The organism is Pseudomonas sp. OV546 (assembly GCF_900116845.1).
GTDB classification, from domain to species: Bacteria; Pseudomonadota; Gammaproteobacteria; order Pseudomonadales; family Pseudomonadaceae; genus Aquipseudomonas; species Aquipseudomonas petroselini.
Genome location: NZ_FPCE01000008.1, coordinates 15,083 through 33,635, shown reverse-complemented (window position 1 = coordinate 33,635; position 18,553 = coordinate 15,083). Strand labels below are relative to the sequence as shown.

32 protein-coding genes are annotated in these 18,553 nt (G+C 54.1%); all 32 read right to left on the bottom strand.

Features of this window, described 5'->3' with window-relative positions:
- Window positions 1-192 precede the first annotated feature (192 nt).
- A complete protein-coding gene (gene rplQ / locus BM403_RS18835) occupies window positions 193-579 on the bottom strand; it encodes a 50S ribosomal protein L17 (RefSeq protein WP_003176402.1) in 387 nt (128 codons plus the stop codon).
- Window positions 580-620: 41 nt separating this feature from the next.
- A complete protein-coding gene (rpoA, locus tag BM403_RS18830) occupies window positions 621-1,622 on the bottom strand; it encodes a DNA-directed RNA polymerase subunit alpha (protein ID WP_003176403.1) in 1,002 nt (333 codons plus the stop codon).
- 22 nt (window positions 1,623-1,644) lie between these two features.
- Complete coding sequence (rpsD, locus tag BM403_RS18825) at window positions 1,645-2,265, bottom strand: 30S ribosomal protein S4 (RefSeq protein ID WP_003176404.1); 621 nt, start codon at window positions 2,263-2,265, stop codon at window positions 1,645-1,647.
- 18 nt (window positions 2,266-2,283) lie between these two features.
- Entirely contained in the window at window positions 2,284-2,673 is a 390-nt protein-coding gene (rpsK, locus tag BM403_RS18820) for a 30S ribosomal protein S11 (RefSeq protein ID WP_002555466.1), read from the bottom strand.
- Between the two features lie 30 nt (window positions 2,674-2,703).
- Entirely contained in the window at window positions 2,704-3,060 is a 357-nt protein-coding gene (gene rpsM, locus BM403_RS18815) for a 30S ribosomal protein S13 (protein ID WP_003210063.1), read from the bottom strand.
- Between the two features lie 129 nt (window positions 3,061-3,189).
- The gene (rpmJ, locus tag BM403_RS18810) at window positions 3,190-3,306 is read right to left on the bottom strand and encodes a 50S ribosomal protein L36 (protein ID WP_002555468.1); all 117 of its coding nucleotides are present in this window, start codon (window positions 3,304-3,306) and stop codon (window positions 3,190-3,192) included.
- Between the two features lie 28 nt (window positions 3,307-3,334).
- Entirely contained in the window at window positions 3,335-4,663 is a 1,329-nt protein-coding gene (gene secY / locus BM403_RS18805) for a preprotein translocase subunit SecY (protein WP_003176406.1), read from the bottom strand.
- On the bottom strand, window positions 4,664-5,101 hold the full coding sequence (gene rplO / locus BM403_RS18800; protein WP_003176407.1) for a 50S ribosomal protein L15: 438 nt from the start codon (window positions 5,099-5,101) through the stop codon (window positions 4,664-4,666).
- A 3-nt stretch (window positions 5,102-5,104) separates the two neighbouring features.
- On the bottom strand, window positions 5,105-5,281 hold the full coding sequence (gene rpmD, locus BM403_RS18795; protein WP_003176408.1) for a 50S ribosomal protein L30: 177 nt from the start codon (window positions 5,279-5,281) through the stop codon (window positions 5,105-5,107).
- Window positions 5,282-5,283: 2 nt separating this feature from the next.
- On the bottom strand, window positions 5,284-5,784 hold the full coding sequence (gene rpsE, locus BM403_RS18790) for a 30S ribosomal protein S5 (protein WP_003176409.1): 501 nt from the start codon (window positions 5,782-5,784) through the stop codon (window positions 5,284-5,286).
- A 3-nt stretch (window positions 5,785-5,787) separates the two neighbouring features.
- Window positions 5,788-6,138: a 50S ribosomal protein L18 gene (rplR, locus tag BM403_RS18785; protein ID WP_015886135.1), complete on the bottom strand. Its 351-nt coding sequence runs from the start codon at window positions 6,136-6,138 to the stop codon at window positions 5,788-5,790.
- A gap of 10 nt (window positions 6,139-6,148) precedes the next feature.
- Window positions 6,149-6,682: a 50S ribosomal protein L6 gene (rplF, locus tag BM403_RS18780; RefSeq protein WP_003176412.1), complete on the bottom strand. Its 534-nt coding sequence runs from the start codon at window positions 6,680-6,682 to the stop codon at window positions 6,149-6,151.
- A 12-nt stretch (window positions 6,683-6,694) separates the two neighbouring features.
- Window positions 6,695-7,087 (bottom strand): 30S ribosomal protein S8, encoded by a 393-nt coding sequence (gene rpsH, locus BM403_RS18775; RefSeq protein WP_010566853.1) that lies wholly within the window; start codon window positions 7,085-7,087, stop codon window positions 6,695-6,697.
- Window positions 7,088-7,295: 208 nt separating this feature from the next.
- Window positions 7,296-7,601 (bottom strand): 30S ribosomal protein S14, encoded by a 306-nt coding sequence (gene rpsN, locus BM403_RS18770; protein ID WP_003176414.1) that lies wholly within the window; start codon window positions 7,599-7,601, stop codon window positions 7,296-7,298.
- 13 nt (window positions 7,602-7,614) lie between these two features.
- Window positions 7,615-8,154: a 50S ribosomal protein L5 gene (gene rplE, locus BM403_RS18765; protein ID WP_003176415.1), complete on the bottom strand. Its 540-nt coding sequence runs from the start codon at window positions 8,152-8,154 to the stop codon at window positions 7,615-7,617.
- Window positions 8,155-8,174: 20 nt separating this feature from the next.
- A complete protein-coding gene (gene rplX, locus BM403_RS18760) occupies window positions 8,175-8,489 on the bottom strand; it encodes a 50S ribosomal protein L24 (protein WP_003176416.1) in 315 nt (104 codons plus the stop codon).
- Window positions 8,490-8,500: 11 nt separating this feature from the next.
- A complete protein-coding gene (gene rplN / locus BM403_RS18755) occupies window positions 8,501-8,869 on the bottom strand; it encodes a 50S ribosomal protein L14 (RefSeq protein WP_002555479.1) in 369 nt (122 codons plus the stop codon).
- A 23-nt stretch (window positions 8,870-8,892) separates the two neighbouring features.
- On the bottom strand, window positions 8,893-9,159 hold the full coding sequence (gene rpsQ / locus BM403_RS18750) for a 30S ribosomal protein S17 (protein ID WP_003176419.1): 267 nt from the start codon (window positions 9,157-9,159) through the stop codon (window positions 8,893-8,895).
- 2 nt (window positions 9,160-9,161) lie between these two features.
- On the bottom strand, window positions 9,162-9,353 hold the full coding sequence (rpmC, locus tag BM403_RS18745; RefSeq protein ID WP_002555481.1) for a 50S ribosomal protein L29: 192 nt from the start codon (window positions 9,351-9,353) through the stop codon (window positions 9,162-9,164).
- Window positions 9,353-9,766, bottom strand: coding sequence for a 50S ribosomal protein L16 (gene rplP / locus BM403_RS18740; RefSeq protein WP_003176421.1), 414 nt, complete (start codon window positions 9,764-9,766; stop codon window positions 9,353-9,355). The genes rpmC and rplP overlap by 1 nt, the downstream gene beginning before the upstream one ends.
- 12 nt (window positions 9,767-9,778) lie before the next feature.
- On the bottom strand, window positions 9,779-10,465 hold the full coding sequence (gene rpsC, locus BM403_RS18735; protein WP_003176422.1) for a 30S ribosomal protein S3: 687 nt from the start codon (window positions 10,463-10,465) through the stop codon (window positions 9,779-9,781).
- Between the two features lie 13 nt (window positions 10,466-10,478).
- A complete protein-coding gene (gene rplV, locus BM403_RS18730; protein ID WP_003103908.1) occupies window positions 10,479-10,811 on the bottom strand; it encodes a 50S ribosomal protein L22 in 333 nt (110 codons plus the stop codon).
- An 11-nt stretch (window positions 10,812-10,822) separates the two neighbouring features.
- The gene (gene rpsS, locus BM403_RS18725; protein WP_003232420.1) at window positions 10,823-11,098 is read right to left on the bottom strand and encodes a 30S ribosomal protein S19; all 276 of its coding nucleotides are present in this window, start codon (window positions 11,096-11,098) and stop codon (window positions 10,823-10,825) included.
- Window positions 11,099-11,114: 16 nt separating this feature from the next.
- A complete protein-coding gene (gene rplB, locus BM403_RS18720) occupies window positions 11,115-11,939 on the bottom strand; it encodes a 50S ribosomal protein L2 (RefSeq protein ID WP_003176423.1) in 825 nt (274 codons plus the stop codon).
- A gap of 14 nt (window positions 11,940-11,953) precedes the next feature.
- Window positions 11,954-12,253 carry a 50S ribosomal protein L23 gene (gene rplW, locus BM403_RS18715; protein WP_002555488.1) on the bottom strand — a complete coding sequence of 100 codons (300 nt, stop codon included), beginning with the start codon at window positions 12,251-12,253 and terminating at the stop codon, window positions 11,954-11,956.
- Window positions 12,250-12,852, bottom strand: coding sequence for a 50S ribosomal protein L4 (rplD, locus tag BM403_RS18710; protein WP_003176424.1), 603 nt, complete (start codon window positions 12,850-12,852; stop codon window positions 12,250-12,252). The genes rplW and rplD overlap by 4 nt, the downstream gene beginning before the upstream one ends.
- Window positions 12,853-12,864: 12 nt before the next feature.
- On the bottom strand, window positions 12,865-13,500 hold the full coding sequence (gene rplC, locus BM403_RS18705) for a 50S ribosomal protein L3 (protein WP_003194649.1): 636 nt from the start codon (window positions 13,498-13,500) through the stop codon (window positions 12,865-12,867).
- 81 nt (window positions 13,501-13,581) lie between these two features.
- Window positions 13,582-13,893, bottom strand: a complete 312-nt coding sequence (rpsJ, locus tag BM403_RS18700) for a 30S ribosomal protein S10 (RefSeq protein WP_003186070.1) — start codon at window positions 13,891-13,893, stop codon at window positions 13,582-13,584.
- A gap of 159 nt (window positions 13,894-14,052) precedes the next feature.
- Window positions 14,053-15,246, bottom strand: a complete 1,194-nt coding sequence (gene tuf, locus BM403_RS18695) for an elongation factor Tu (RefSeq protein ID WP_003176426.1) — start codon at window positions 15,244-15,246, stop codon at window positions 14,053-14,055.
- Window positions 15,247-15,276: 30 nt separating this feature from the next.
- Window positions 15,277-17,382, bottom strand: coding sequence for an elongation factor G (fusA, locus tag BM403_RS18690; protein ID WP_015886136.1), 2,106 nt, complete (start codon window positions 17,380-17,382; stop codon window positions 15,277-15,279).
- Between the two features lie 30 nt (window positions 17,383-17,412).
- Window positions 17,413-17,883 (bottom strand): 30S ribosomal protein S7, encoded by a 471-nt coding sequence (gene rpsG / locus BM403_RS18685; protein WP_002555493.1) that lies wholly within the window; start codon window positions 17,881-17,883, stop codon window positions 17,413-17,415.
- Between the two features lie 118 nt (window positions 17,884-18,001).
- Window positions 18,002-18,373: a 30S ribosomal protein S12 gene (gene rpsL / locus BM403_RS18680; protein WP_002555494.1), complete on the bottom strand. Its 372-nt coding sequence runs from the start codon at window positions 18,371-18,373 to the stop codon at window positions 18,002-18,004.
- Window positions 18,374-18,553: the final 180 nt, after the last annotated feature.

The window sequence follows — 18,553 nt, the reverse complement described above, 5'->3', positions numbered from 1 at the left end:
TGGAGGGAGTATTGATCATCAATATGACGCCTACAAATTCATTAAATTGTAGTCACCGATAGAAAATAACTACCAATATCCCCAGGCCTCATAGTGCCGAGCACAGCGCGAGTAAGCTTGTACAAACCGCGCTTTTATTACGCGCACAAAAAACCGGGCACTAGGCCCGGTTCTTCGTTACAGCTTGTCGTCTTACTCGGCGCTTACAGCTTCGCCGGCAGTAGCACGATCAACCAACTCGACGTACGCCATAGGCGCGTTGTCGCCAGCGCGGAAACCGCACTTGAGGATGCGCAGGTAGCCACCCTCACGGGTAGCGTAACGCTTGCCCAGGTCGTTGAAGAGCTTACCAACGATAGCTTTCGAACGAGTACGGTCGAAAGCCAGACGGCGGTTAGCCAGGCTGTCTGTCTTGGCCAAAGTGATCAGCGGCTCAGCAACGCGACGCAGTTCTTTAGCTTTCGGCAGTGTAGTTTTGATCAGCTCGTGCTCGAACAGCGACACCGCCATGTTTTGGAACATGGCCTTGCGGTGCGAGCTGGTACGGCTCAGGTGACGACCACTTTTACGATGACGCATGGTTCATTCCTTACCAAACTCACGTTCGGTGATTACGACGATCAGGCAGTCGCCTTGTCGTCCTTCTTAAGACTTGCAGGCGGCCAGTTGTCGAGGCGCATGCCGAGGGACAGACCGCGGGAGGCCAGAACGTCCTTGATTTCAGTCAAGGATTTCTTGCCCAGGTTCGGAGTCTTCAACAGTTCTACTTCGGTACGCTGAATCAGGTCACCGATGTAGTAAATGTTTTCCGCCTTAAGGCAGTTAGCCGAACGTACAGTCAGTTCCAGATCGTCAACCGGGCGAAGCAGGATCGGATCGATCTCGTCTTCCTGCTCGATTACCACTGGTTCGCTGTCACCTTTGAGGTCGACGAACGCAGCCAACTGCTGTTGCAGGATGGTTGCAGCGCGACGGATAGCCTCTTCAGGGTCCAGAGTACCGTTGGTTTCCAGATCAATAACCAGCTTGTCCAGGTTAGTACGCTGCTCGACACGGGCGTTTTCCACCACGTATGCGATACGGCGAACCGGGCTGAACGAAGAGTCAAGCTGCAAGCGACCAATGCTGCGGCTTTCGTCTTCATCGCTCTGACGCGAGTCGGCCGGTTCATAACCACGACCACGAGCTACAGTGAGCTTCATGTTCAGGGCGCCGTTAGACGCCAGGTTAGCGATTACGTGATCGGGGTTAACGATCTCGACATCATGATCCAGCTGAATATCGGCAGCGGTAACCACCCCCGAACCCTTCTTCGACAAGGTCAGCGTAACTTCGTCACGGCCGTGCAGCTTGATAGCCAGACCTTTAAGGTTCAACAGGATTTCAATTACGTCTTCCTGTACACCTTCGATGGCGCTGTACTCGTGGAGCACACCGTCAATCTCGGCCTCGACTACTGCACAGCCGGGCATTGAGGACAACAGGATGCGGCGCAGCGCGTTGCCCAGGGTGTGGCCAAAACCACGCTCGAGAGGCTCGAGAGTAATTTTGGCGCGGGTTGGACTGACAACCTGCACATCAATGTGGCGGGGTGTCAGGAACTCATTTACCGAAATCTGCATGGATGCACCTATTTTCTAGCCCTTACTTGGAGTAGAGCTCGACAATCAGGCTTTCGTTGATGTCGGCGGACAGATCACTGCGAGCAGGAACGTTCTTGAAAACGCCCGACTTCTTCTCAGTGTCTACTTCTACCCATTCTACGCGGCCACGTTGGGCACACAGATCGAGAGCTTGGACAATGCGAAGTTGGTTTTTTGCTTTCTCGCGGACTGCGACCACGTCACCAGCACGAACCTGGTAGGACGGAACGTTTACGGTCTGACCGTTAACGCTGATCGATTTGTGCGATACCAGCTGACGGGATTCGGCACGAGTCGAACCAAAGCCCATACGGTATACAACGTTGTCCAGACGGCATTCGAGCAGTTGCAGCAGGTTTTCACCGGTTGCACCTTTCTTGCCAGCAGCTTCTTTGTAGTAGCCGCTGAACTGACGCTCGAGAACGCCGTAGATACGACGGACCTTCTGCTTTTCACGCAGTTGGGTGCCGTAATCGGACTGGCGACCGCGGCGTTGGCCGTGGATACCAGGTGCTGCTTCAATGTTGCACTTCGATTCGATCGCGCGCACGCCGCTCTTCAAGAAGAGATCGGTGCCTTCACGACGAGCGAGTTTGCATTTTGGACCAATGTAACGAGCCATTCTTTACAATCTCCTGGATTACACGCGGCGCTTCTTCGGCGGACGGCACCCGTTGTGCGGGATTGGCGTCACGTCGGTGATGCTGGCGATCTTATAGCCACAGCCGTTCAAAGCACGGACAGCAGACTCACGACCTGGACCTGGACCTTTGACGTTAACGTCGAGGTTTTTCAGGCCGTATTCCAGCGCAGCTTGACCAGCACGTTCAGCAGCTACTTGAGCAGCAAACGGGGTGGACTTGCGGGAACCGCGGAAACCCGAACCACCGGAGGTAGCCCAAGAAAGCGCGTTACCTTGACGGTCGGTGATGGTCACGATGGTGTTGTTAAAAGATGCATGGATGTGGGCGATGCCATCAACCACTGTCTTTTTAACTTTTTTACGAGGACGAGCAGCAGGTTTTGCCATGATAATTTTCCTGTCGATTCGCGTGGGCGATTACTTGCGGATCGGCTTACGCGGACCTTTACGGGTACGCGCGTTAGTCTTGGTACGCTGACCGCGCACTGGAAGACCACGACGATGACGCAGACCACGGTAGCAACCGAGGTCCATCAAACGCTTGATTTTCATGTTGATTTCGCGACGCAGGTCACCTTCAGTGGTGAACTTCGCCACTTCGCCACGCAACAGCTCAATCTGCTCGTCGCTCAGATCTTTGATCTTTGCGGCTGGGTTTACCCCAGTATCTGCGCAAATTTTCTGCGCAGTAGTGCGACCAACACCATAGATGTAGGTCAGCGAGATAACAGTGTGCTTGTTATCTGGAATGTTAACGCCTGCAATACGGGCCATTCAGTGGGACTCCAATTGACAGCTACCTACGCCCCGGAAGCCAAGAAATAGGGCGCGAGATAATATCGCTGTAATAACAAATAATCAACCCGGCAGCGCACTAGCTGCCGGGCTTCAAGCGGATCACACTCAGCCTTGGCGCTGTTTGTGACGCGGTTCCGCGCTGCAAATTACTCGAACAACACCTTCGCGGCGAATAATCTTGCAGTTACGGCACAGCTTTTTCACCGATGCACGAACTTTCATCACCAACTCCTCGAACCTTATGGGGTACTCAGCGCAACATGCCGCTGCCGTAGCCCTTCAGGTTGGCTTTCTTCATCAGGGATTCGTACTGGTGCGAAACGAGGTGCGATTGTACTTGGGACATGAAGTCCATCACAACCACGACCACGATCAGCAACGAGGTCCCGCCAAGGTAGAACGGAACGTTTGCTGCAACCACCAGGAACTGGGGAAGCAAGCACACGGCCGTCATATATAGAGCACCGAACAGGGTCAAACGAGTCAGAACGCCATCAATGTAGCGCGCAGACTGCTCACCTGGACGGATGCCCGGAATAAAGGCACCGGACTTCTTCAGGTTTTCCGCTACGTCTTTCGGATTGAACATCAACGCCGTATAGAAGAAGCAGAAGAAAATAATCCCTGCACTAAACAGCAGAATATTCAACGGCTGACCAGGAGCGATCGACTGAGAGAGGTCCTGCAGCCAGCCCATATTTTCAGACTGACCAAACCAGGTACCCAACGAAGCCGGAAACAGCAAAATGCTGCTCGCGAAAATTGCCGGAATAACACCGGCCATATTCACTTTCAGCGGCAAGTGGCTGGTCTGCGCAGCAAAGACCTTACGGCCCTGCTGACGCTTGGCGTAGTGAACAGCAATACGACGCTGGCCACGCTCAATGAACACCACAAAACCGATAATCGCTACTGCCAGCAAACCGATGGCAACCAGGGCGAAAATATTGATATCACCCTGACGCGCAGACTCGAAAGACTGCCCGATTGCTCTCGGAAGACCGGCGACGATACCTGCGAAAATCAACATCGAGATACCGTTACCAACACCACGCTCAGTAATCTGCTCACCCAGCCACATCATGAACATCGCACCAGCCACAAACGTGGATACCGCGACGAAATGGAAGCCAAAGTCACCAGTGAACGCAACACCCTGCCCCGCCAAGCCAACGGACATGCCGATAGCTTGAACCAGGGCGAGGATGACAGTGCCGTAGCGGGTGTACTGGCTAATCTTGCGACGGCCAGCTTCACCTTCCTTCTTCAACTGCTCCAGCTGCGGGCTGACGGCGGTCATCAGTTGCATGATGATCGATGCCGAGATGTACGGCATGATCCCCAGTGCAAAGATGCTCATCCGTTCCAGCGCGCCGCCGGAAAACATGTTGAACAAGCTAAGAATGGTCCCCTCATTCTGTCGAAACAGGTCTGCGAGTCGGTCCGGGTTGATACCTGGAACCGGGATGTGTGCGCCTATTCGGTAGACGATAATCGCCAGGAACAGAAAACGCAGACGAGCCCAAAGTTCAGACATACCGCCTTTGCCGAGCGCTGAGAGAGCACCTTGCTTAGCCATTTATTCCTCGAACTTGCCGCCAGCTGCTTCGATAGCCGAACGCGCACCTTTGGTGGCGCCGATTCCCTTGCCGATAGTGACAGCGCGAGTCACTTCACCGGACAGCATGATTTTCACACGCTGTACGTTGACGTTGATCACGTTGGCATCTTTCAGGGTCTGCACAGTAACGATGTCGCCTTCCACTTTAGCCAGCTCGGACAGACGCACTTCTGCGCGATCCATAGCTTTCAGGGATACGAAACCGAACTTAGGCAGGCGACGATGCAGCGGCTGTTGACCGCCTTCAAAGCCTGGAGCGATGGTGCCACCGGAGCGGGAGGTTTGACCTTTGTGGCCACGGCCACCAGTCTTACCCAAACCGCTACCGATACCACGGCCCGGACGATGCTTTTCGCGACGGGAACCCGGCGCCGGACTCAGATCATTGAGTTTCATCGATTAACCCTCTACACGCAGCATGTAGTAAGCCTTGTTGATCATCCCGCGATTCTCGGGAGTATCTTGGACTTCTACAGTGTGACCGATGCGACGCAGACCCAAACCTTTAACGCACAGTTTGTGGTTAGGGATGCGGCCGGTCATGCTTTTGATCAGCGTTACTTTAACGGTAGCCATGATCAGAAGATCTCCTTGACAGTCAGACCACGCTTGGCAGCGATGGACTCAGGAGATTGCATAGCTTTCAAACCTTTGAAAGTGGCGTGAACCACGTTTACCGGGTTAGTCGAGCCGTAGCACTTGGCCAGAACGTTCTGAACACCAGCCACTTCGAGGACAGCACGCATAGCGCCGCCAGCGATGATACCGGTACCTTCAGAAGCAGGCTGCATGTACACCTTGGAAGCGCCATGGGCGGACTTCATTGCGTACTGCAGAGTGGTGCCGTTCAGATCAACTTGGATCATGTTGCGACGAGCAGCTTCCATTGCCTTCTGGATCGCAGCAGGCACTTCACGTGACTTGCCACGGCCGAAGCCAACACGCCCTTTACCATCACCTACCACGGTCAACGCGGTGAAAGTGAAGATACGGCCGCCTTTAACGGTTTTGGCTACGCGGTTAACTTGAACCAGCTTCTCAATGTAGCCTTCGTCGCGCTTTTGGTCGTTATTTGACATAACTTAGAACTCCAGCCCAGCTTCACGAGCAGCATCAGCCAGCGCTTTCACGCGACCGTGGTACTTGAAGCCAGAGCGGTCGAAAGCCACTTGCGAGACGCCGGCGGCCTTAGCACGCGTAGCGACCAGCTGGCCAACCTTTGTGGCCGCGTCGATGTTGCCAGTGGCACCATCACGCAGTTCTTTATCCAAAGTCGAGGCGCTTGCCAGGACTTTGTTGCCGTCGGCCGAGATGACCTGGGCGTAGATGTGCTGCGACGAGCGATACACGCAGAGACGCACGACTTCGAGTTCGTGCATTTTCAGGCGTGCTTTGCGAGCGCGACGCAGTCGAGTAACTTTTTTGTCGGTCATTTGCTATGCCCTACTTCTTCTTGGCTTCTTTACGACGGACGACTTCGTCCGCGTAGCGCACACCTTTGCCTTTGTACGGCTCTGGTGGACGGAAGTCGCGGATCTCAGCGGCCACCTGACCTACCAGCTGCTTATCGATGCCCTTGATCAGGATATCGGTTTGGCTAGGGGTCTCAGCGGTGATGCCTTCCGGCAGTTCGTAATCCACTGGGTGCGAGAAGCCAAGGGCCAGGTTCAAAACCGTGCCTTTTGCTTGCGCTTTGTAACCAACACCGACCAGCTGGAGCTTACGCTCGAAGCCTTGGCTTACGCCTTGGACCATGTTGTTTACCAACGCACGCGTGGTACCGGCCATTGCGCGAGTTTGTTGATCGCCATTGCGAGCAGCGAAACGCAGCTCACCAGCTTCTTCAACGATCTCAACGGACGAATGGATGTTCAGTTCAAGAGTACCCTTGGCACCCTTCACCGAAAGCTGTTGGCCTGCGAATTTGACTTCGACACCGGCTGGCAGCTTAACGGGGTTCTTAGCGACGCGTGACATGCTTATCCCCCCTTAGAACACAGTGCAAAGAACTTCGCCGCCGACACCGGCAGCGCGCGCAGCACGATCCGTCATCACACCTTTGTTGGTGGAGACGATAGACACACCCAGACCGCCACGAACTTTCGGCAGATCTTCGGCGGACTTGTACTGACGCAGGCCTGGACGGCTAACGCGCTTCACTTCCTCGATGACCGAACGGCCTTCGAAGTACTTCAGCTCGATGGACAGCAGTGGCTTGGTTTCGCTGCTGATCTGATAACCCGCAATGTAGCCTTCGTCTTTCAGGACTTTGGCAACAGCTACCTTCAACTTGGAAGATGGCATGCTTACGACGGACTTTTCAGCCATCTGGGCATTACGGATACGAGTTAGCATGTCCGCTAACGGGTCCTGCATACTCATGGGCTAGACGCTCCTAATACAAAAAAATTAGCCTTGCGGCTACATATGTCGCCGAGAATCTCCGAGCGTAAAAAACACGGGCTCAGGCGAGCCGCGTATTTTAGACACACTACGGAAATGAAACAAGCCCCAAAAGGGGCTTGTTCCAGATTCAAGGTCACCGGCGGTCAGTATCTTGCGACTCAGACCACCCGGACGTTGAAAGTACTTACCAGCTGGCTTTAACCAGACCTGGTACGTCACCACGCATTGCCGCTTCACGCAGTTTGTTACGGCCGAGGCCGAACTTGCGGTAAACGCCGTGTGGACGACCGGTCAGGCGGCAGCGGTTACGCATGCGCGAAGCGCTTGCGTCACGTGGCTGCTTCTGCAGGGCAACTGTAGCTTCCCAACGCGCTTCTGGACTTGCGTTCAGATCAACGATGATTGCTTTCAGTGCTGCACGCTTCTTGGCGTACTTGGCAACCGTGAGCTGACGCTTCAGCTCGCGGTTTTTCATGCTCATCTTGGCCATGGTCCTACTCCAATCAGTTGCGGAACGGGAATTTGAAAGCACGCAGCAGGGCGCGACCTTCATCATCGTTCTTGGCAGTGGTGGTCAGGGTGATGTCCAGACCGCGGAGAGCATCGATCTTGTCGTAGTCGATTTCCGGGAAGATGATCTGCTCTTTCACGCCCATGCTGTAGTTACCACGACCATCGAAGGACTTGGCATTCAGGCCGCGGAAGTCGCGAACCCGAGGCAGGGAGATCGACAGCAGACGATCCAGGAATTCGTACATACGCTCACGGCGCAGAGTCACTTTGACGCCGATCGGCCAACCTTCACGGACTTTAAAGCCAGCGATGGATTTCCGAGCGTAAGTCACAACGACTTTTTGACCGGTGATCTTTTCCAGGTCAGCTACAGCGTGTTCGATGACTTTTTTGTCGCCGACCGCTTCGCCAAGACCCATGTTCAGGGTGATTTTGGTAACGCGTGGAACTTCCATCACGTTCGAAAGCTTAAGTTCTTCCTTAAGTTTCGGTGCGATTTCTTTCCAGTAAATCTCTTTTAGTCGTGCCATGGTCTTCTACCTAGCAGTGTTCAAGCATCAACCGCTTTTTGGGTCGACTTGAAGACACGAATTTTCTTGCCATCTTCTACTTTGAAACCAACGCGGTCAGCCTTGTTGGTTTCGCCGTTGAAAATGGCGACGTTAGAAGCGTCCAGTGGAGCTTCTTTTTCGACGATACCGCCTTGTACGCCCGACATCGGGTTAGGCTTGGTATGACGCTTAACCAGGTTCAGACCACCGATAACCAGACGGTTATTAGCGAGAACCTTAAGCACCTTACCGCGCTTACCTTTGTCTTTGCCGGCGATCACGATGATCTCGTCGTCACGACGAATCTTTTGCATGTCGGATCTCCTTACAGCACTTCTGGGGCGAGCGAGACGATCTTCATGAACTTCTCAGTACGAAGTTCACGGGTCACTGGCCCAAAGATACGGGTGCCGATCGGCTCTTGCTTGTTGTTCAGAAGAACAGCAGCGTTGCCATCAAAGCGGATAATGGAGCCATCAGCACGGCGTACGCCGTGACGAGTGCGGACTACAACAGCAGTCATCACTTGGCCTTTTTTCACTTTACCGCGAGGAATTGCTTCCTTCACGGTAACTTTGATGATGTCACCGATACCAGCGTAACGACGATGGGAGCCACCCAGCACCTTGATGCACATAACGCGGCGAGCGCCGCTGTTATCGGCCACATCGAGCATGGATTGAGTCTGAATCATATAATTTCTCCGACCCCTAGTCCTTAGACTTCCACAGCGCGTTCGAGAACATCAACCAGCGCCCAAGACTTGGTCTTGGCCAGCGGACGAGTTTCACGAATAGTGACTTTGTCGCCGATGTGGCACTGGTTGGTTTCGTCGTGCGCGTGCAGCTTAGTCGAACGCTTAACATATTTACCGTAGATCGGGTGCTTAACGCGACGCTCGATCAAAACGGTGATGGTTTTGTCCATCTTGTCGCTGACAACACGGCCAGTCAGCGTACGGACAGTCTTTTCGGCTTCAGCCATGATCACTTACCTGCCTGCTGGTTGAGCACAGTCTTCACGCGAGCAATGTCACGCTTAACTTGCGAGAGCAGATGAGACTGCCCCAACTGGCCAGTTGCTTTCTGCATACGCAGATTGAACTGGTCGCGCAGCAGGCCGAGCAGTTGCTCGTTCAGCTGCTGTGCGGATTTTTCACGAAGTTCATTCGCTTTCATCACATCACCGTCCGTTTAACAAAGGAGGTGGCGAGCGGCAGCTTTGCAGCAGCCAGGGCGAAAGCCTCACGCGCCAGCTCTTCAGAAACACCCTCGATTTCATACAGGACTTTACCTGGCTGAATCTGGGCTACCCAGTATTCCACGTTACCCTTACCTTTACCCATCCGAACCTCGAGAGGTTTTTTGGAGATCGGCTTGTCCGGGAATACACGGATCCAGATCTTGCCGCCACGTTTTACGTGACGGGTCAGAGCACGACGCGCTGACTCGATCTGACGAGCGGTGAGACGACCACGAGCTACAGACTTCAGCGCGAACTCGCCGAAGCTGACTTTGCTACCGCGCTGAGCCAGACCACGGTTGTGGCCTGTCATCTGCTTGCGGAACTTCGTACGCTTAGGTTGCAACATTTGGCGTACCCCTTACTTAGCAGCTTTTTTACGAGGCGCTGGTGCTTGTGGTTTCAGCTCTTCTTGGCGACCACCAATTACTTCGCCTTTGAAGATCCAAACCTTTACACCGATCACACCGTAAGTGGTGTGAGCTTCGTAGTTGGCATAGTCGATGTCGGCACGCAGGGTGTGCAGTGGCACACGACCTTCGCGATACCATTCAGTACGTGCGATTTCAGCACCGCCGAGACGACCGCTCACTTGGATTTTGATGCCTTTGGCACCAATGCGCATGGCGTTCTGTACAGCGCGCTTCATAGCGCGACGGAACATTACGCGACGCTCCAGCTGCTGAGCTACGCTCTGCGCAACCAGCATACCGTCGAGCTCCGGCTTACGGATCTCTTCGATATTGATGTGCACAGGCACACCCATTTGCTTGGTCAGGTCCTGACGCAGTTTCTCAACATCTTCACCTTTCTTCCCGATAACGATACCTGGACGAGCGGTGTGGATGGTGATACGTGCAGTTTGCGCCGGACGATGGATATCGATACGGCTTACGGACGCGCTTTTTAGTTTGTCTTGGAGATACTCACGCACCTTCAGATCAGCGAACAAATAGTCCGCATAAGTCCGACCGTCTGCGTACCAGACGGAGGTGTGCTCCTTGACGATTCCCAGGCGAATGCCAATGGGATGTACTTTCTGACCCATCTCTTCGACTCCGTTACTTGTCAGCAACCTTGACAGTGATATGGCAAGACCGCTTGACGATGCGATCAGCACGGCCTTTGGCACGTGGCATGATGCGCTTCAGCGAACGCCCTTCGTTGACGAAAACGGTGCTGACCTTCAGGTCATCAACGTCTGCGCCTTCGTTATGCTCGGCGTTGGCTACGGCCGACTCCAGCACTTTCTTCATGATCTCGGCGGCTTTCTTACTGCTGAAAGCCAACAGGTTGAGCGCTTCGCCCACCTTCTTCCCGCGGATCTGGTCGGCGACCAAGCGGGCTTTCTGGGCGGAGATTCGAGCGCCCGACAACTTAGCGGCTACTTCCATTTCCTAACCCCTTAACGCTTGGCTTTCTTGTCTGCCACGTGCCCACGATAAGTGCGGGTACCGGCAAACTCGCCTAGTTTGTGGCCGACCATGTCTTCGTTCACGAGAACTGGGACGTGCAAGCGACCGTTGTGTACAGCGATGGTCAAACCGACCATTTGTGGCAGGATCATCGAACGACGCGACCAGGTCTTAACTGGTTTGCGATCGTTCTTTTCCGCCGCCACTTCGATCTTCTTCAGTAGGTGAAGATCAATAAAAGGACCTTTTTTCAGAGAACGTGGCACTGTCGTATCCCTCTATTTACTTGCGACGACGGACGATCATTTTGTCGGTACGCTTATTACCACGAGTCTTCGCGCCCTTAGTCGGGAAGCCCCATGGCGATACCGGATGACGACCACCAGAGGTACGACCTTCACCACCACCGTGTGGGTGGTCAACCGGGTTCATGGCAACACCACGAACGGTTGGGCGAACGCCACGCCAGCGTTTGGCACCAGCTTTACCCAGCGAACGCAGGCTGTGCTCGGAGTTCGAGACTTCGCCCAGGGTCGCGCGGCATTCAGCCAGCACTTTACGCATCTCACCAGAACGCAGACGCAGGGTCACGTAGACACCTTCACGAGCGATCAGCTGAGCCGAAGCACCAGCGGAACGAGCGATTTGCGCGCCTTTACCTGGCTTCAATTCGATGCCGTGTACGGTGCTACCAACTGGAATGTTGCGCAGTTGCAGAGCGTTGCCCGGCTTGATCGGCGCCAAGGCACCTGCGATCAGCTGGTCACCAGCACTCACGCCTTTAGGGGCGATGATGTAGCGACGCTCGCCATCTGCGTACAGCAGCAGTGCGATGTGAGCAGTACGGTTTGGATCGTATTCAATACGCTCGACAGTGGCGGAGATGCCATCTTTGTCGTTGCGACGGAAATCGACCAGACGATAATGCTGCTTATGGCCTCCACCGATGTGACGAGTGGTAATACGACCATTGTTGTTACGACCACCAGTCTTCGATTTTTTCTCGAGCAGCGGTGCGTGAGGAGCGCCTTTATGCAGCTCCTGGTTGACCACCTTGACCACAAAACGGCGGCCAGGGGAAGTCGGTTTGCATTTAACGATTGCCATGATGCACCCCTTCCTTACTCAGCACTGCTGCTGAAATCGAGATCTTGGCCTGGCTGAAGGGAGATAACTGCCTTCTTCCAGTCATTACGCTTGCCCAGACCGCGAGCAGTGCGCTTGCTCTTACCCAGAACATTCAGGGTAGTAACACGCTCTACTTTCACGCTGAACAGGCTTTCGACGGCCTTCTTGATTTCCAGCTTGGTTGCGTCAGTTGCAACCTTGAAAACGAACTGGCCTTTCTTGTCAGCCAGAACCGTAGCCTTTTCGGAAACGTGCGGGCCAAGCAGAACTTTAAATACGCGTTCCTGGTTCATCCCAGCAGCTCCTCGAATTTCTTCACGGCCGACACGGTGATCAACACCTTGTCGTATGCGATCAGACTAACTGGATCGGAACCTTGCACGTCACGTACATCAACGTGTGGCAGGTTGCGAGCAGCCAGGTACAGGTTCTGATCAACAGCTTCCGACACGATCAAAACGTCGGTCAGGCTCATGTTGTTCAGTTTGCCCAGCAGATCTTTGGTTTTTGGACTCTCAACAGCGAAATCCTGAACCACGACCAGACGGTCAGTACGCACGAGTTCAGCAAGGATGGAGCGCAGAGCTGCGCGGTACATCTTCTTGTTGAGCTTCTGCGAGTGATCCTGTGGACGAGCTGCGAAAGTGGTACCGCCGCCACGCCAGATTGGGCTACGGATAGTACCGGCACGAGCACGGCCAGTACCTTTCTGACGCCAAGGGCGCTTACCGCCACCACGAACGTCGGAACGGGTCTTTTGCTGCTTGCTACCTTGACGGCCGCCGGCCATGTAGGCCACGACTGCTTGGTGAACCAGCGTCTCGTTGAACTCGCCGCCAAACGTCAGTTCGGAAACTTCGATCGCTTGAGCGTCATTTACATTTAATTGCATGTCAGCTTCCCCTTAACCGCGAGCCTTGGCCGCTGGACGTACAACCAGGTTGCCGCCAGTAGCGCCAGGAACAGCACCCTTGACCAACAACAGATTGCGTTCAGCGTCGACGCGCACTACTTCGAGGGACTGCACGGTCACGCGCTCAGCGCCCATATGACCGGACATTTTTTTGCCCTTGAATACACGACCAGGAGTCTGGCACTGGCCAATAGAGCCCGGGACGCGGTGGGAAACGGAGTTACCGTGAGTGTTGTCTTGGCCACGGAAATTCCAACGCTTGATCGTACCCTGGAAGCCTTTACCTTTGGACTGACCGGTTACATCAACCAGTTGACCAGCGGCGAAGATTTCAGCGTTGATCAGATCGCCAGCCTGGTAGTCGCCGTCTTCGAGACGGAACTCCATAACAGTGCGACCAGCTGCAACGTTTGCTTTAGCGAAGTGACCTGCTTGAGCAGCAGTCACGCGCGAAGCACGACGCTCGCCGACAGTGACTTGCACTGCACGATAGCCATCGGTCTCTTCAGTTTTGAACTGGGTGACGCGATTCGGTTCGATCTCAATGACCGTAACCGGAATGGAGACACCTTCTTCGGTGAAAATACGGGTCATACCGCATTTACGACCGACTACACCAATAGTCATGTTGTAAACCTCATGAGTGTACGGGGCTTTCACCCGCTATGGCCGCCCATTTCAGAGCGTTACACGACTAAGACCCAAGTCTTAGCCGAGGCTGATCTGTACTTCCACACCGGCCGCCAGATCGAGCTTCATAAGTGCATCAACGGTTTTATCCGTTGGCTGGACGATGTCCAGTACGCGCTTATGAGTACGGATCTCGTACTGGTCACGCGCGTCTTTGTTGACGTGCGGGGAGACCAGAACGGTGAACCGCTCTTTACGGGTAGGCAGTGGAATTGGACCACGCACTTGAGCACCAGTACGTTTCGCGGTTTCCACGATTTCCTGGGTGGATTGGTCGATCAGGCGATGGTCAAAAGCCTTCAACCTGATACGGATTTGCTGATTTTGCATTGGATTTCAGACTCCGGCTGCTATTCCCAGCGAGCGCAATACGCCCGTTAAAAGGAGGCGCAATTCTATAGACGCCCCAGATAGGTGTCAACCCAATAAAAAAGGCCCCCGCTAAGCGGGGGCCTTCTCAAAAAAACCGAGCTATCTCAGAAGAGATAATTACTCGATGATTTTAGCTACAACACCAGCACCAACGGTACGGCCGCCTTCGCGGATAGCGAAACGCAGACCGTCTTCCATTGCGATGGTTTTGATCAGGGTGACAACCATTTTGATGTTGTCGCCTGGCATTACCATCTCAACGCCTTCCGGCAGCTCGCAGTTACCAGTCACGTCAGTAGTACGGAAGTAGAACTGTGGACGGTAGCCTTTGAAGAACGGAGTGTGGCGACCGCCTTCTTCTTTGCTCAGCACATACACTTCAGCTTCGAACTTGGTGTGCGGCTTAACCGAACCTGGCTTGACCAGAACCTGGCCACGCTCAACGTCGTCACGCTTGGTACCACGCAGCAGAACGCCGCAGTTCTCGCCAGCACGACCTTCGTCGAGCAGCTTACGGAACATTTCAACACCGGTGCAGGTGGTGACGGTAGTGTCACGCAGACCAACGATTTCCAGTGGATCTTGAACCTTAACGATACCGCGCTCGATACGACCAGTCACAACAGTACCACGACCGGAGATCGAGAATACGTCTTCGATTGGCATCAGGAACGGCTTGTCGATAACACGGACTGGATCTGGGATGTAGCTGTCCAGAGTCTCAACCAGTTTACGAACGGACGTGGTGCCCATTTCGTTGTCGTCTTTGCCTTCCAGAGCCATACGAGCAGAACCGATGATGATCGGAGTGTCGTCGCCTGGGAAGTCGTAAGTGCTCAGCAGATCGCGCACTTCCATCTCAACCAGTTCCAGCAGCTCAGCGTCGTCTACCAGGTCAGCCTTGTTCAGGTAAACCACGATGTACGGAACGCCTACCTGACGGGACAGCAGGATGTGCTCACGGGTTTGTGGCATCGGACCATCAGCGGCCGAGCAAACCAGGATCGCGCCGTCCATCTGGGCAGCACCGGTGATCATGTTCTTCACATAGTCAGCGTGACCTGGGCAGTCAACGTGAGCGTAGTGACGGATCAGCGAGTTGTATTCAACGTGCGCGGTGTTGATGGTGATACCACGAGCTTTCTCTTCTGGTGCGCTGTCGATTTTATCGAAATCAACGATTGCAGAACCGAATACTTCGGAGCAAACGCGAGTCAGAGCAGCAGTCAGAGTGGTTTTACCGTGGTCAACGTGACCGATAGTGCCAACGTTGACGTGCGGTAGGGAACGATCAAATTTTTCTTTAGCCACGACAATTAACTCCTTGCCTAAAGGACTGAATCAGCCTTGTTTTTTGGATACAGTTTCAGCGATGTGCGCCGGAGCTGTGTTGTATTTTTTGAATTCCATAGAGTAGCTTGCGCGACCCTGGGACATGGAGCGAACGTCGGTCGCATAACCGAACATCTCACCCAACGGAACCTCGGCGCGAATCACTTTGCCGGAAACCGTGTCTTCCATACCCAAGATCATGCCGCGACGACGGTTAAGGTCGCCCATGACATCACCCATATAGTCTTCAGGTGTAACAACTTCTACCGCCATGATTGGCTCAAGCAACTCACCACCGCCCTTCTGGGCCAGTTGCTTGGTTGCCATGGAAGCAGCCACCTTAAACGCCATCTCGTTGGAGTCGACGTCGTGGTAAGAACCGTCAAAAACGGTTGCTTTCAGGCCGATCAGCGGATAGCCGGCAACAACACCGTTCTTCATCTGCTCTTCGATACCCTTCTGGATAGCAGGGATGTATTCCTTAGGAACAACACCACCTACTACTTCGTTCACGAATTGCAGACCTTCCTGACCTTCGTCAGCAGGAGCAAAACGGATCCAGCAGTGACCGAACTGACCACGACCGCCGGACTGACGAACGAACTTGCCTTCGATTTCACAGTTCTTCGTGATGCGCTCACGATAGGAAACCTGAGGCTTACCGATGTTGGCTTCGACGTTGAACTCACGGCGCATCCGGTCAACCAGGATGTCCAGGTGCAACTCGCCCATGCCGGAGATGATCGTTTGACCAGTCTCTTCATCAGTTTTGACGCGGAAAGATGGATCTTCCTGAGCAAGCTTGCCCAGAGCGATACCCATTTTTTCCTGGTCATCCTTGGTCTTAGGCTCTACGGCAACCGAAATAACCGGCTCCGGGAAGTCCATGCGAACCAGGATGATTGGCTTGTCAGCGTTGCACAAAGTTTCACCAGTGGTGACGTCCTTCATGCCGATCAAGGCCGCGATGTCACCAGCGCGTACTTCCTTGATTTCTTCACGGGCGTTTGCGTGCATTTGCACCATACGACCCACGCGCTCTTTCTTGCCTTTAACCGAGTTGATCACGCCGTCGCCGGAGTTCAACACGCCCGAGTAAACACGGACGAAGGTCAAGGTACCCACGAATGGGTCAGTGGCAATTTTAAATGCCAGAGCGGAGAACGGTTCTGCGTCGTCTGCATGACGCTCCAGTTCGATAGTCTCGTCATCCGGGTCAGTACCCTTGATGGCAGGAATATCAACAGGTGCTGGCAGATAGTCGATCACAGCATCGAGAACCAGGGGAACACCCTTGTTCTTGAACGAGGAACCGCAAACAGCCAAGACGATCTCACCAGCAATAGTACGCTGACGCAGAGCAGCCTTGATTTCCACGTTGGTGAGTTCTTCACCTTCGAGGTACTTGTTCATCAGCTCTTCGTTGGCTTCAGCCGCAGCTTCAACCATGTTGTTGCGCCACTCGTCAGCCAGTTCCTGCAACTCTGCAGGGATAGGCTTGCGAACAGGAACCATACCTTTGTCAGCGTCGTTCCAGTAAACCGCTTCCATGGTCAGCAGATCGATCTGGCCTTGGAAGTTGTCTTCGGAACCGATAGCCAACTGGATAGGCACCGGGGTGTGACCCAGACGCTGCTTGATCTGACCGATCACGCGCAGGAAGTTGGCACCAGCACGGTCCATCTTGTTTACGTAAACAAGACGTGGAACGCCGTATTTGTTGGCTTGACGCCATACGGTTTCCGACTGAGGCTCAACACCCGAGGTGCCGCAGAACACAACGACAGCGCCGTCGAGTACACGCAGGGAACGTTCAACTTCAATGGTGAAGTCTACGTGGCCCGGGGTATCGATTACGTTGAAACGGTGCTCGTCTTTGTACTGCTTCTCGGAACCCTTCCAGAAGGCGGTAATAGCAGCAGAAGTAATGGTAATACCACGCTCCTGCTCCTGAACCATCCAGTCTGTGGTCGCGGCGCCGTCATGCACCTCGCCCATTTTGTGACTTTTGCCGGTGTAAAACAGTACGCGCTCAGTGGTGGTGGTTTTACCAGCATCCACGTGAGCAACGATACCGATGTTACGGTAGCGGCTAATCGGAGTAGTACGAGCCATAAAGCCCTCGCAAAATTAGTGAAGCTAAGATTAGAAGCGGTAGTGCGAGAAAGCTTTGTTAGCTTCAGCCATACGGTGCACGTCTTCACGCTTCTTAACAGCAGCACCTTTACCTTCAGCAGCGTCCAACAACTCGCCGGCCAAACGCAGAGCCATAGACTTCTCGCCACGCTTACGGGCGAAGTCTACCAACCAGCGCATTGCCAGGGCGTTACGACGGGACGGACGAACTTCAACCGGAACCTGGTAAGTAGCACCGCCTACACGGCGCGACTTCACTTCGACCAGCGGAGCGATGGCGTCGAGAGCTTTCTCGAAGATTTCCAGGGGGTCGCTGTTCTTGCGTTCTTTAACCTTTTCCAGCGCGCCATAAACGATACGCTCGGCAACGGCTTTCTTGCCGCTTTCCATCACGTGGTTCATGAACTTGGCCAGAATTTGGCTTCCGTATTTTGGATCGTCAAGCACTTCGCGCTTGGCTGCTACGCGTCTTCTTGGCATGGATAAGCCCTCAAACGGTCTTCAGGTTCGCTCGGAATCGGTGCCCTTTCGGGACGCCTCCGACCTTACTCTTATCGACTCAGAAAATAAGATGATTCAGTTTTGCAAAAAGCCGCTACTACTTAGGCTTCTTGGTACCGTACTTCGAACGACCCTGGTTACGACCTTTAACGCCGGAAGTATCCAAGGAGCCGCGTACGGTGTGGTAACGAACACCTGGCAAGTCTTTTACACGACCGCCGCGGATCAGTACCACGCTGTGCTCTTGCAGGTTGTGACCTTCACCACCGATGTACGAGGAAACCTCGAAACCGTTGGTCAGGCGCACACGGCATACTTTACGCAGTGCCGAGTTAGGTTTTTTCGGCGTAGTGGTATACACGCGAGTGCATACGCCACGACGTTGCGGGCAGTTCTGCAGCGCAGGCACGTCGGATTTCTCGACGATACGCTTACGCGGCTGACGTACCAGCTGGTTGATAGTTGCCATCTACTAGCTCCACTGTTGTCTTGCGACGCTATTGTCTTGCAAGAAAAGCAAAATGGCAGGAACGAATTCCCGCCAAATTTAGGGGTACAAGAGTCTAAAGAGGATCTTGCCCCCAGTCAAGGCAAGGCCCCGACCTCCCCTCTCGTCGAACCGGGGCAAATTTGCCTCGTTCCGACGAAT